Source organism: Streptomyces sp. NPDC032745 (assembly GCF_055579465.1).
In genome coordinates, this window is the sequence record NZ_JBVING010000013.1 from 65,110 (window position 1) to 78,706 (window position 13,597).

Below are 13,597 nucleotides of genomic sequence, written 5' to 3' on the forward strand. Positions count from 1 at the left end.
ACCTGCCGGTCATACAGTGGGGCCGAGGTCTCCGTCGAGGAGCGTTTGTACGATCTGGGGCCGGTCCCAGAGGGCCAGGATCTCGTTGGCGATGGCCACGACGGGCAGGTGGTCCTGGTCGCGCACCTTGACGGCTGCGGCCTTCAAGGTGCGCGGGACGGCTCCGGCGTCCAGGAGGACGCGCCATTCCTCCGTGCCGAGTTCCAGGAACTCCAGTCCGGTGAGCCCGGCGACTTCCAGGGGGTCGGCCAGTGCGCCGGGGAAGGCGGTGAGCGTGCGCAGGCGGGGCAGGCCGGCGACAGGCGCGAGGCTGAACGGCCCGCCGTCCCGGGCCTCGATGGACAGGACTTCCAGGGCGGGGTGGGCCGCGGCGCGGACGGTCTCAAGGCGTCCGTGTCCGTGTCTGCTGCCGACCCTGGCCACGGCCGGGAGCTGGTCCCCGTGGCGATCCCGCCGTTCCTCTCTCATCCGGCCCAGGACGAAGTCGGTGAGGGAATCGGCCACGAGCTCGGCACCGAGGCTCTGCTCGTGATCGATCAGGATGACCTGCCCGAAGTATCCGCCCGGGCCGGGAGTCAGGTCGACCGCGAACTCGTCGCCGCCGTTGCTTCCGAAGCCGATCCAGCCCGGTGAACCGGCCAGACCCTGCACCGCGGCGTCGGGCGGGGTGCTGATCGTGTCCGTCGCGCCGAGGTCCCAGCCGGGGTGGCGGATTGCCGCGTCGATGCTGTACAGGTGTTCCAGCGCGGAGAACTCACAGCCGACGGCCGTGTTGACGCGATCCATTGCCGCATAGTCGTCGCTCCAGCCCTCCCACCGCGGGGTCGCCCGGTAGAGCACCCTCATCTCGTCGGAGAACGTGACGCCCAGGCGGGCTTCGGCGGCGGCGATCTCCTCCTCCGTGGCACCGACGGCGTCGGGCAGCCGCTCGCGGAGCGTCCGCTCCAGCAACTCGAGGTCCGCCGAAGGGGCCGGCACCACCCCGGGCAACGGTTCGGGAAGCTGCCGCCAGGGCTCGGCCTGGGCGCCTTCGACCAGCACGAGTACCCCCAGGTCCGGGTAGCCGATGGCCGGTTCCACGACCGGGCTGGGCCACACCAGCCCGAGCCTGGTCCTTCCGTCCGGCTGGACCTCCGCCCTGAACGCGACCTCCTGCACTCCGTCGCGAGCGAGCGCCCTCTGTATGTCCTCCACCGCGATCCGCCCGTCCGGCGACATACGTCCCGGATGGGCCAGACTCCAGCCGGTTCGGCTGATGCGTCCCGCCACACGGGCGGACCGGGCGGCACGCCTCTCCCCGTCGCCGCCCAGCATGAGCCGCAGCACGGGCTCCCAAGCCACGAAATCCCGTACCGAAGTCGAATGTCCTTGATCAACCATGCGCAGACCGTACGCGCAGGCTGTGACAGTGGATGCCGCCGGGCTGTCGGCGTACACGTGAACGTGCCCAGCAGCAGAAGGGCAGGGGACTCCTTGACCTGAAGTGTGATTGAGCTTCTAGCGTGCTCTCCAGTTGATCACTTGACGACGGGAGGAGGCGCTCGTGATCCTCGTGACCGGAGCCACCGGAAACATAGGCAGTGCGCTGTTGAAGGAGCTGCGAGCATGCGGTGCCGGGCCGCTGAGGGGGCTCACCCGAAATGCCGCACAGGCCGCCTTCCCCGAAGGGGTCGAGGCTGTGGAGGGCGACTTCGCGGAGCCGGCGTCGTTGAAGCCCGCGCTGGAGGGGGTGCGCTCGCTGTTCCTCGTGTCTCGCCTGGGTTCGGACGCCGACATCCTCGACGCCGCCCGGCAGGCGGGCGTGGAGCACGTGGTGCTGGTGTCGTCGATTACCGTCCAGACCCATCCACACCTTGGCCCCGCCGCCGAGAACTTGACGGTCGAGCAGCTGCTTCAGGAAAGCGGCGCGGCGTGGACGATCCTGCGGCCGACGCAGTTCGCGTCGAACGCCCGGATGTGGGCAGCCCCCATCCGGCAACACGAAACCGTCCGCGCGCCGTACGCGGACACGGCGCTGCCAACGATCCACCCCGCGGACATCGCGTCGGTGGCACGGGTGGCGCTGACCGAGCCGGGCCACCAGGGGCACACGTATGCCTTGACCGGTCCAGAGCCGATAACTGCCCGGCAGCAGGTCGAGGCCATCGCGGCAGCCCTCGGGCGGGAGATTCCCTTCGAAGAGATCAGCCGCCAGGAGGCCCGCGCACACATGGCCGCGGTCTTCGGGGCCGAGGCCGCAGACGCGGTGCTCGACGTCACGGGTGGAGACGTCAACGACGAGCTCCTGACGGTACGCGACACGGTTTCGCAGGTCACCGGAATGCCGGCCCGGCCGTTCCGGCAGTGGGCTTCGGAGAACGCCGCAGCTTTCCGCTGAATCCCTCCGCCTGAGCACGTTCGTCGTTCGTCCGTACGTGGCTCGGCACATTGACGGGTACGCCGACACGGGCCTCCCGAAAACACCGCAGGCAGACGAGGGCGTGGCTACCCTGCGGGTCAACTCGAGTGCTCTCCGATCGGTGTGGGGCACTCACGGTGATCCCGGGCCCCGCACTCTCCGCCCACCAGGTGGCCACGTTCACCATCTCTGCGGGATCGGGCATGGACCACATCGAGGACGAGCGGCCATCGCCGGTGGAAGTCACACCGGGTCCGGCAGGTCCATGAGCGCGAGTTCGGCCGGATCGACCACAGCCGTGATCTCGGTGATACGGCCGTCGGCGACGATGAAGGCGAGGAGCGAAAGCGGGGTCCCGTCTTCGCTCCAGGCGATGACACCGGGGAGTCCGTTGACGGTCGCCGCATGTCCGCGAGCTGCGCCGCCGGCCACCCGCGCGCTTCCCCTGGTGTCGCCGTCCTCACCGGCGCAAGACCACCTGTCAGTGATGTCCGGCGGTCCGCACCAATCCCCTCCGAGCTTCGCGCGGGCGGGCGTTCAGCCCGGTGACACGGTCTATCCCGTCCGGGTCCTTCGCACCCGCCTCCATGTGCTCGGCGGGATGGAGGTGTCCCGGATCATCCCGTACGAGCATGCCGGGTCGGAACTCCACGACGACGACTAGACGAAACTCCTGGACTGGCGGCCGCTGAAGGCGGGCTGTGTGACCGAGGTGGTCCTCGGGCCGCCGGGCTCTCCCCTGACGTTCGGCCCAGTCCTCCCTCCCGACCTTCTGGAGCGCCTGACGTTCACCTCTCGTCGGGGTGAGCGCACGCTCAAGTACGTCGAGGAGGTCGACTGATCCGTTCGGTGAGCCTTCAGGGCATCTACCGGCTCGCCGTCGACTCCGCTGCTGCGCTCCACGAGCTCGTCCTGGACCTCTGCCAGTGATCGCCTTGCCCTCTGTTGGAATGACGGCTATTCGCCAGGGGCGCGTAGGCCTTTATTGAGGCAGCCATGGCGTGCGGCGGGTTGGGTGGGTTGACGGATGATGGGGTTGTGGCACGGATCTCCGCGCAGCCGCTTAGCCTGCGGTCCATGAATCTGGATGCTGAACTGAGCGCGCTGGCAGTCCAAGAGGACCTCCCCGTCGACCTGGTGTGGCGTCTGCTCCGGCATCCGGTGGCCCGCCGCTCGGTGGCTCTGAGGCGCCGGGACCTGACCGAGCAGCTGATCAAGGAGATCATTGAACTCGGCTCCGCACGTTCCCTCGCTGCCAACACCTCCGTGCCCGCCGACGTCAGGGCCCGGCTGGCGGAGCACCCGGAGCCGTCGGTCCGGTGCGGGGTCGCCGCGAGCGTCGCGGACGAGCCGCCGGGGTTGCTGGCCCGGTTGGCGGACGATCCGGATCCCTCCGTGCGGTCGTTTCTCACGATGAACGAACGCCTGCCACCGGAACTGCTGGCCCGCCTGGCCTCAGACCCAGAGCCCAGTGTGCGGTCGTCGATCATCCAGCGCTGGCACGATGCCCCGGACCGTGTGCGTCGGGCTCTGCTGACGGATGCCGATCCCAACGTCCGCAGGGACAGTGTTCTGGCGTACCCCCCGCCGGCGGACCTGCTGCCAGGTCTGATCGCTGATCCAGTGACCCGTGCCGCCGCCGTCCGATACACAGCCCCCTCGCTGGAACTGGCTAGCGACCCGGATTCCGCTGTGCGCGAGGCCACCGCTGCCCATCCGGACCTGCCCACCGGTCTGCGTGATCTGCTGGCAGAAGACCCGGACGTCTTTGTCCGTAACGCGATCGCAGCCCGCCCGGACACCCCGCTGGCGCTGCGTGTGCGGATCGTGGCCAGCCTGGAGACCGACAGCCCCCTCGCGGAGTGGATCCTGTCGTCCCGCCGCAACCCACACACGTGTCCCTCACCAGCACCGGCCCCGCCGATACTCACCCGAGAGCAGGCGGAATTGCTCCTCGCCAGGGCTCACCTGTAGGCGTGACAGGCAGGGAGCCGAAGAGGGCCGTTACCAAGCCTTTCAGGGTGGGGTCGGTTGGGTGTGGCCGGTGGTGGTGGCCAACGGCGGGACGGTCTACCAGCGCAAAGACGGACGCTGAGAAGCCGCCGGCTACGTCCTCGCCCCGGGCAACACCCGCAAGCGCGTCCGCGTCTACGGCACCACCCGCAAGGAAGCCCTGGCCAAGCTCACCGAGAAGATCGCTGCCAGCAACCGCGACGTTCCCGTTCCGTCCGCACAGGGCAGCGTCAGCGCCTACCTGACGTACTGGCTGGAGGCCGTCGCTGTCCATCAGCTCCGAGAGAACACCCACACCCGATACACCGCCTGCGTCAACCAGTACCTCGTCCCCGGCCTGGGCAAGAAGAAGCTCGCCGAGCTCACCGCCAAAGACGTCTGTGCCTGGCTCAACCAGGTCCGCACCACCTGCCAGTGCTGCGCCCGCAGCATCGATGCCGGCCGTGATCAGCCCCGTTGCTGCGCCGCTGGGGCGTGCTGCTCCAAGCGGCTCTCCCCACTGACGCTGGCGTACATCCACTCTGTCCTCAAGTCCGCCCTGGAGCACGCCGTCCGCGAGGAAGAGATCACGCGCAACGTCGCCCGCAACGTCCGCACTGGCACACCCCAACCTCGTCGCTTCGAACCCTTCACCGTCGAGGAAGCCCGCCAGTTGCTCACCGCCACCGATTCCCGCCAGTTCCTCACCGCCGCACAGGGTCACCGGCTGCACACCCTGTTCGAGCTCGCCCTCCACACCGGACTCCGCAAGGGCGAACTCCTCGGACTTCGCTGGGAAGACATCGACCTCGACGCGGGCACCGCCGCAATCCGCCGAACCTTGCAACGCACCAACGCAGGCGGGCTCACCACGCTACCCACCAAGACGCGGGCCTCCGAACGCCGCATCGCACTCCCCACCCTCTGCGTCCAGTCACTGAAGCACCACCACGACCAGCAGCAGCGCGAGCGCGAGGCCGCGGGCGCCACGTGGCAGAACAACGGGCACGTGTTCACCACTGCGCAGGGAGGCCCAATCGGCCCTCCTATCTCACCCGCGCCTTCACCACGCTCCTCCGCACGGCCGACCTCCGCCGCATCCGCTTCCACGACCTCCGTCACTCGACCGCCACCCTGCTCCTGGAACAGGGCGTCGAACTCGTCGTGATCAAGGAACTCCTCGGCCACGCCCACATCGGCGTCACCGCCACCGTCTACGCACACGTACGGCTCCGCCTCCAACGCGACGCCATCGACACCCTCAGCACCGCGCTTGGCAGCTCGGCGACCACCAAGGCCAACAGTGACAGCGACGAACTGCCGCCCTGCACCATCGTCCGCTGACGTTGCCGTCATCTACTGCCGTCACCCCACGCAGAAGCCCCGCCAGGACACACCCGGCGGGGCCTCATTTCGCTACAGCGAACGAATTGAGCAAAGAAGACCTCGGGAATGTATCGGGCTGTACCAAGCTAGTGAACAGTCAGGCTCTCGGCAACTCAACTATTCCCAAGACTCGCTGACCGCTCCCACTCTTCAACCTCGCGCAACAGCGGCCCTACCACTGACTGCGCGCCGGCCGCATAGACCACCCACCGGAGCTCCTCGCAGCCATATACCGCCTCTCCGTGCGAATCAATCCACATGCACACAATATTTCCGGATACCGCCGTCACATCCCACCAAGACCAAGTTCGCTGGCCCGGCTCAAATGAGTACAGGAAATCCTGAACTGTCCACTCTTCATCACCCCGATGCACCGCATACCTAGGAGCCGCCTCTGCCCAAGCGTCGGCAGCCCAAGCGGGCATGTCGGCCTCTGAGATCGTCTCGGACTCAAAGTCGGCATCCAAGCCCGCCTTGACTCCAGCCCCGATCAACTCCCGCAGTCGCCGCCCAAAAACCTCTACCTCGTTCCACGCCTCCACCTCGATGTAGAACACCGACAACATCCCATCTGGGAATTCATCGGGACGGTTAGCGATCCTGACAAGTTCAGCCATTGATGTCACCGAACCACTCTCCCAGAACCAGGAATTGCGGCGGAAAGCAACGCGGAGAAGTTCTCCCCGCCAAACAAATCATGCGGGATGCCATAAAGATCAGCTGCCACCTTCGGGTCATCGATCTGAGGTCTGCCCACGGAGTCGATGTTCCACTCTCGCCGACTCATACCCTTCGGTCGACGCTGACCGATGGCTGCGGCGCGGACCTCGTCGAGGAACGACTTCGGAACGTCGAAGGCAACGATCTGGCTTTCCGAGCCGCGGAATGCCTCAGTGTGCTCGATGTTGCCGCTCATATTGACATGGATCATCGCGTCACCGCTCGCCGTAACGTTCCCGTCGGCACCAATGTGTATCCGCTCGCTATGCCCCCCGGCGCGCTGGGCTCGGTAGACCGTAACGTTGCAATTGTGCACGAGGACCGGCGTGGCGCCCGCGAGCACATAGTACGTGTGGAAGTCGTTGACGGTGAGGTTGTGGGTGGTAACTGCGTAGGGGTAGTTGCGCTTGGTTTGGACCGTCAGGGTGGTGCCGTCGGGGCGGCGGAGTTGATCGCCCGGGGTGAATTCGCCCGCGTCGACCCACTGGTGGCGGGTTTCGTTCCAGTGCGGGTGGTGGAGGGTGGAGGTGAGCTGGACGGGCGGGGCGCGGGGGTTGGACTCGTCGGTGAGGGTGAGGTCGGTGAAGTCTTTGTCGTCCGGGGTGGTGATGGTGGCCGTCACCTGCTGGGGACGGGTCTCGCCGGTCTGCGGGTCGGTGGCCAGGACGGTGTCGCCGACGCGGACGTCCTGGATCTCCTTGGTCGTGCCGTCGGCCGTCTGGACGCGGGTACCGGTGGGGAAGCTGTTGAGCTTGCAGGCCACTCCCGCTTCTGTTTCCGCGCCGCCGCTGCTGTGGGATTCGCTGCTGGCGACCGAATCGGCGTCGCCGGATTCTCTTGCGGCCTTGGCTTCCGTGCCGGCGCTGTCGGTGGCGGTTTCCTTGCCTGCCTTCTCCGCTGATGACTGGGCGGCCTTGGCTTCGGCTTCGCCGGCTTCCTTTGCCGCCTTCTTGGACCGGGTCACCGCCTCAGCCGCGCGGGCTACGCCGCGTTCGGCCTCGTGGACGGCGTCGTATGCCTTGTTGATCTCCTTGTAGATCTTGAATGCCTTGATGCCGACCTTGATGGCCTTGGCGATCTTGCCCCAGGGGACGGCGCCCAAGGCCGTGTTGATGCAGGCCATGACGTCGCCCTTGGTGAAGCAGTCACGGGCGTCGTTGTAGCCGATCAGGTCACCGATGAGGTCGACGACCTCGTGGACCAGGTGGTCCCGCCTCTGCTTCGTCTTGCGGAGCTGCGTCGTGGCGCTCTCGAGTTTGTCGTCGCTGGAGGGGGTGGTGGTCGCCTTGTGGTCGGAGAGGGTCTGCGTCTTGATGTAGGAGCTTCCGCCGCATTCACCCTGCTCGCACTTGTATGCGAGGCCGCTGGGGTCCGACTTGTTGATCGGGTCGTTGTTGGAGTACGCGTACGCGTTCCACTGCTGCGGGTCGCCGGCGTCGAGGATGGGGTCCGGGCTGATGAAGCGGCCCGTTGTCGGGTCGTATTCGCGGGCGCCCAGCAGGGTGAGGCCGGTGGACTTCTCCTTGGTTCCGCCGATGAAGCCCTTGTCCCCGGCCCAGGTGCCCGGGGCGGGCTGGGTGCCGCGCTCGTTGCCGAAGGGGTCGGACGCGCGACGGACGTGGGCGAGGTCGTTCGCGTTGAACTGGACGCCGCCCGTGCCGTGGTGGTCGGAGCGCTGGTAGGTGAGGGCGGAGGTGCCGCCGGTGGTGGTGCGGGTGATGGACAGGCCGCCGGGAGCCGCGTACGTGCGGGTGTTGGAGACCTTGCCGGTGGCGGTGTCCAGGGTGATCTGGTCGGTGCCGAGGTTGAGCGTCGTGCTGCCCGGGTCCCGGCGGATGAGCTGGTTGCCGCCCGTGCCGTACAGGTAGCTGGTACCGGCGCTCTCACCGGTTCCGGTGATCTTGTCGAGCTTGCCCTGGTCGTTCCAGGTCAGGTTCTTGGTGCCCGGGGTGCTGGTGATGGAGGCGGTGTTGCCGCCCGCGTCGTACGTGTACGACGCGGCCTTGGTGCCGGACGGGCCGGTTTCCGTGGAGGTCATCAGTGCGTGCGGGCCGCCCGTGCCGCCGCCGGTCTTCGGGTCGGTGGAGGGGGTGTTCTGGCGGCCGCCGAAGGTCTGGGTGACGGTGGTGTCCTTGGCCGCGTTGCCGGTGACGTCCTTCTTGACCAGCTTGGTGCGGTTGCCGAGGAGGTCGTACTCGTACTGCTGCCAGTACGGGGCGGGTCCGCCCACGCTGGGCTTGCCGGTGCCGTCGACGGCCGGGCCGCCGAAGTTGGTGCAGCCGCCGACGCCGGGGACGCTGGGCTGGGGAGCCGTGCTCTGGCTCCCGGTGTCGGTCCACGCTTGGGTCAGTCGGCCCAGGTAGTCGTGCGTGAAGCACTGCAGGTCACGGGTGGCCCCATCCTGCGTATTGCCGATCGAGGTCAGCTGGCCGACCTGGTTGTAGGTGTAGTCGACGACGTCGACACTCGAGGTCGCCGCGGTCTGCTTGTCCAAGGTCGAGCGGATCTGCCGCCCGGTCGCGATGTCGTAGCCGATCGTTGAGACGACCTGCTTGGCGCTCTTGCCCACCGTGGTGCGGATGACGTGACCGTAGGGGTCACGCCGCAGGTCCATGACGTAAGGCGAGGGGGTCGTGCCGATGGTGCCGTCGAACGCCGCAAGGTTGCCCGCCGCATCCATGGAGAACGTCATCGTCTCGACGCCCAGACCCGCCTGCGGAACGCCCGGAAGCTCAGTGCTCGCCAACTGGCCGTACGCATCGTAGGTGTTCTTGGCCTCGTAGGTCCCCGCAAGCCCCTTCTCGACCGCCGGGATGGTGGTCTTCGTGCCGAGAGGGCGGTAGCCGCCGTCGTAGCCGGTGACTTCGGAGATGTAGGCGCTGCCGCCGGCTCCGCCGACGTAGCGGGTGCTCGTAGCAGGCTTGCCCAGGGCCTTGGAGTCATAGGTGAAGGCACCCACCTGCTTGGCCGGGTCGACGGCCTTGCCCTCATAGGTCGCGGTGGCGCGGCCGAGGAGGTCGGTGACGGTGGTGGCGCTCTTGTTCCTGCCGTCGGTGACGGTGGTGAGGTTCCTGCTGTCGTCGTAGACGGTGGTGCTGGTTCCGGCGTCCGGGTCGGTGGTCTTCACGGTGCGCCCGAGGAGGTCGTAGGTGAAGGTCCACTCGTTGCCCGCGGAGTCCTTGCGCCGCAGTTCCTGGCCTTGCGTGTTGGTCTCGTAGGTCGTCTCGTCGTAGGGACCGGTGGGCGTGTTCGACTTGTACTGGCGCAGGAGCGAGGTGGTGCCGTTGGTGATGGTCGCGGTGGCATAGCCGCCGTTCGGCGGGATGGTGCGGACCTCGTCGGCGCCCGGGTACTCGGTCTTCGAGCGCCACTGTTCCACGCCGTACGACTGGAAGACGGAGGCCGTCGTGCGGCCCAGGCCGTCGAAGACGGAGACGGTCTGCGCGGGGAGCTTGCTGTCGGGGTTGACTCCGCCGTTGGGCAGGAACAGGGTGCCCGACGGACCGGCTTCGTCGTTGTAGTAGGCGGAGCTGGTCTTGACCTGCCAGCCGTGTGAGTCGAACAGTGCGTCCGTGATCAGGCGTCCGCGGGTACCGGAAACAGGGTTCGCCTGTGTCTGGCGGGTGCGTCCGAGTCCGTCGTAGACCGTGTAACTGGACGTGTACGAGTCGTCGTTCATGAGCGCCCGGCTCAGGACGCTGGACGGTGCGTTGGTGCCGTTCATCGCATAGGAGTACTTGCGTACGGGCAGGGCGCCCTTCGCCCGTTCCTGGCCGGGCTGCCAGACGGAGGTGACACGGCCGAACTGGTCGTACTCGCGTTCCGCGACGTGCTGGTTCTCGTCCGTCGTCTTCAGCGGCAGCGAGCGGCCGACATCGAGGGTGGTGGTCGTCTTCCAGCCGAGCGGGTTGGTGTGGGTGACCTCGGTCGGTATGGAGCCGGTGGCCGGCTTGTACTCGGTGGTGGTCACCGCCCCGTCGGGGTGAGCGGCGTCCTTGCGGGTCTTGTTGGTGTTGCTCGTGACGCGGCCGTACGCGTCGTACGTCGAGGTGGAGTTGAGCCGGTACACCGGCTTGCCTGCGTCGTCGTACTTCTCGAGGACCGAGGTGCCGGTCTGGTCCCCGGTGGCGCCGGCCTGTCCGGCGGGCAGGTTGTCGAACGAGGCGAGGGTGTCGCCGACGGTGTTCGCGGCCGTCGGGGTCTGCCCGCAGGCGCCGGAGAGGACCAGGGTGCGGGAGGCCAGCTGGGTGAGGGCGCCGCCGGGGCCGGCGGCGTAGTCGAAGGTGGTGCACAGGCGCTGGTCGGGGCGGGACAGGTCGCTCTTGTCGTCGACCTTGGTCGGGCGCGACAGGAGGGTGTCGTCGTATTCGGAGGTGCGCTCGCTGATGCGCCAGGTCTTCCCGTCCGCCAGCTTCGCGCGGGTGGTGACCTTGGCCGTGTTCTGGGCGCGCGCGGTGATGGCGGGCAGGTCTCCGGACTGGGCGCGGGTCGCGGTGTCCTTCTTGCCGAGCCAGGGGGTGGTGACCTCGTCGGCCACGACGGTTCCGCCGTCGCGGTCGTACGTCTCGGTCTGGCGGACCCGGCCGGACAGGAGGTTCTCGTCCTTGATGGTGCCGCCCTGCGCGTCGGGCACCGTGACGCTGCGCTTGGTGCCGTTGGCGAGGACGTCGCCGTCCATGCCGCGCAGGTAGGTGGCCACGCTCTTGGTGCGCGGGGCTTCGGCCGCGTTGCCGTTGCCGGTGCGGGTGGTGACCGTGGCGTAGCCGCGGAACTGGTCCCAGGTGCGGGTCTTGGGGTCGGCGAACTCGGAGTCGTTGCGGTGCCAGGCGATGCCGCCGCGGTATTCGTAGTCGGTCACGGTGGTGACCTGACCGGCCACCAGGTCCTGCTGGGTGACGGACTGGACGACGATCTTGTTGAACCAGTCGTTGACCGGATCCGGGTAGGACTGCTTGGGCAGGTACCACTTGACCGGCATGCAGGCCATCGTGTTGCCGTCCTCGGAGGAGGGCATGGTGCCCTTGACCCTCGAGCACTCCGGCTCTTTGTAGACGACGTTGATCAGGCCGCCGGTCTCGGTGGTGATCTTCTCGATGCGCGGGCGGTAGTAGTGGGGCGCCGAGGCGTCATTGCCGTCCGGGCGCCGTACCACGCCGTCGACGCGGTTGGCGATCTGCCGCGGCTGGAACGACACCGCGGGCAGTTCCTTCTCGGGCTGGCCGTTGGATGCCTTGCGCACGATCGAGTCGAGCCAGAGCGTCGGGGAGGTGCCGTCGCCCGGGTTCTCGAAGGACTGGTTGAGGAAGTAGGAGTCGATGCGGCGGTAGCCGGTGCCGGCCAGGACCTCGGTGTCGATCCGCTTGACGCGCTTGGAGGAGAAGTAGGTCGGCGAGAGGTTCAGGCACTGGCCGGCGGCCGGGCATTCCTGGTCGACGGGTGTGTCGGGCCAGGAGTTCGCGTTGGCCTTGGTGCGCTGGGCGGGGGCGCAGGCGGGGGCGTCATCGGGGAAGCAGCGCTCGGCGCTGCTCAGCCACACCTGGGCGGCAGGCTTGGCCGCGCCCTTGGCCGCGATCTGCTCCGGCAGGCGCTGGCCGTAGCCGATCCAGGTCGGGTAGCTGGCGCGCTGGTAGAGCGTGTTGGTGCCGGTGCCGTTGTTCTGGCCGCCGCCGCGCCCGTAGTAGTTGTCCTCCTGCTCGTAGCGGTAGGAGACGAGGTTCTGGTGCGGATCCACGACGTAGTCGAGGTTCCACTGCCAGCCCAGCTTCTGCCACGTGCCGTTGGCCGGGGTCTGGGAGCCCAGGCACTTGTCCTGGCCGCTGTTGAAGTAGACCGGGACTGTGGAGACGGACTTGGCCTCGGGGTCGGTGCCGTCACCGCCGGGGAGGCGGTTGGAGCCGAAGTAGTACTGGGTGCCGTCGGTCGTGGTGACCTTGAAGCCTTCGCCCTTCCAGGCGGCGTTGCGCTGATCGGTGAGGCGCTCGACTTTCGTCCCGTCGTCGCCCTGGAGGCGGTACACGCAGGTGGTGTCGTCCCGGACGATCTGCCCGGAGTGGCCGGCCAGGTTCAGCGAGAGGATGTCGCCGGCCCAGCACTCGTCGCCCGAGTCCTTGATGCCCGCGTCCTTGCACCCCCTGTACGAGCGCGAGATCGAGCCGGGGCTCCAGTCCCAGCCCTCTCCGAACAGGCCTGCCTGCGCGTTCGTCGACGCCGTGCGGCCGTCGACGGAGGATGAGTCGTAGCCGAGGGAGATTCCCGGCCCGGCCCCGGCGATCCCGTTGGGTACCTCGACGGTGTAGCCGTAGGTGAAGTTCGCGGCGTTCGCCCCGGCCTGCCAGGAGGCGGACGGCTGCAGCGGGCTGGCGGTGTAGTCACCGCTGGCGCCCTTGGGGCCCGGCTCCAGCGCGAGCGCCACGTCCTGGGCGGCCAGCACCTGCGGGGCGGCCGGCGATGCCGACTTGGCGCCGCCGGGCTGGTTCTTCGGCGCGGAGGCGAAGGCAGCGGGGCTCTTGGGCACGTCCACCTCGGCGACCAGGCGCCCGGAGGCGTCCCGGTGTGAGGCGAGGGGCGTACGGGTCGTGCAGCCGGTGGCGCCGGGAGTGGTCAGCGCACAGGTGGGCAGCTGAACGAGACGGGCGCGGTCGGCCCAGTTGGCTCCGGCGGCCTTGGCCCATGCCGAGACGTCGAGACCGACTTCCACCTTGCCCGCGGGGCCGGCGCCGGCGGTGCTGCTGAGGGCGATGAGTGCGCCGTTGACTCCGGCGGCCCGGGTCTTGGCTGCCTCCTTCACCTCGACATGCAGTGTGCTGTCCTGGCCTGATTGTGTGGCCGATCCTCCAAAGGCGAGAGAAGACAAATTCGCCGAACGATTCACGCCATTCGCGGGCGCAATCCAGACAGGAAGTCCGCCAGCCTGGACGGCCCCGGGGCCGGTGATGCCTCGAGCCGTTTCCTTGGGGCCCAAGGTGACGTTTGCCGCGCCGGCCGGAATCTTGCTCTTCGATTCGGGGGACCATTTCCGGCCAGCCGGCGCCTGCTTGGCCGAAGGCTTGGCATTAGCCCCCTTGACGGGTTTCGCATCCGGCAGCGGCGTATTGGGTGGAA

6 protein-coding genes and 1 pseudogene are annotated in these 13,597 nt (G+C 68.0%); 3 read left to right on the forward strand and 4 right to left on the reverse strand.

All coding sequences use genetic code 11. The features are described 5' to 3' along the window. Positions 1-9: 9 nt before the first annotated feature. Positions 10-1,380 (reverse strand): SMI1/KNR4 family protein, encoded by a 1,371-nt coding sequence (locus ACZ5WG_RS29075; protein ID WP_468727010.1) that lies wholly within the window; start codon positions 1,378-1,380, stop codon positions 10-12. A gap of 163 nt (positions 1,381-1,543) precedes the next feature. On the opposite strand from ACZ5WG_RS29075, the gene ACZ5WG_RS29080 reads away from it, so the two are divergent. Further along, complete coding sequence (locus ACZ5WG_RS29080; protein ID WP_468727011.1) at positions 1,544-2,377, forward strand: NAD(P)H-binding protein; 834 nt, start codon at positions 1,544-1,546, stop codon at positions 2,375-2,377. A 264-nt stretch (positions 2,378-2,641) separates the two neighbouring features. On the opposite strand, the gene ACZ5WG_RS29085 is transcribed toward ACZ5WG_RS29080, so the two are convergent. Next, positions 2,642-2,830, reverse strand: a complete 189-nt coding sequence (locus tag ACZ5WG_RS29085; RefSeq protein ID WP_468727012.1) for a hypothetical protein — start codon at positions 2,828-2,830, stop codon at positions 2,642-2,644. A gap of 606 nt (positions 2,831-3,436) precedes the next feature. Here ACZ5WG_RS29085 and ACZ5WG_RS29090 point away from each other — a divergent pair. Next, positions 3,437-4,372, forward strand: coding sequence for a hypothetical protein (locus ACZ5WG_RS29090; RefSeq protein WP_468727014.1), 936 nt, complete (start codon positions 3,437-3,439; stop codon positions 4,370-4,372). Between the two features lie 61 nt (positions 4,373-4,433). After that, positions 4,434-5,734 (forward strand): annotated as a pseudogene (locus ACZ5WG_RS29095) (tyrosine-type recombinase/integrase). Between the two features lie 155 nt (positions 5,735-5,889). Here ACZ5WG_RS29095 and ACZ5WG_RS29100 read toward each other — a convergent pair. Together ACZ5WG_RS29100 and ACZ5WG_RS29105 are read right to left on the reverse strand one after the other, a co-directional pair. Next, positions 5,890-6,393: a hypothetical protein gene (locus tag ACZ5WG_RS29100; protein ID WP_468727015.1), complete on the reverse strand. Its 504-nt coding sequence runs from the start codon at positions 6,391-6,393 to the stop codon at positions 5,890-5,892. A 5-nt stretch (positions 6,394-6,398) separates the two neighbouring features. Then, positions 6,399-13,283 carry an RHS repeat-associated core domain-containing protein gene (locus tag ACZ5WG_RS29105; RefSeq protein ID WP_468727017.1) on the reverse strand — a complete coding sequence of 2,295 codons (6,885 nt, stop codon included), beginning with the start codon at positions 13,281-13,283 and terminating at the stop codon, positions 6,399-6,401. Between the last annotated feature and the right edge of the window lie 314 nt (positions 13,284-13,597).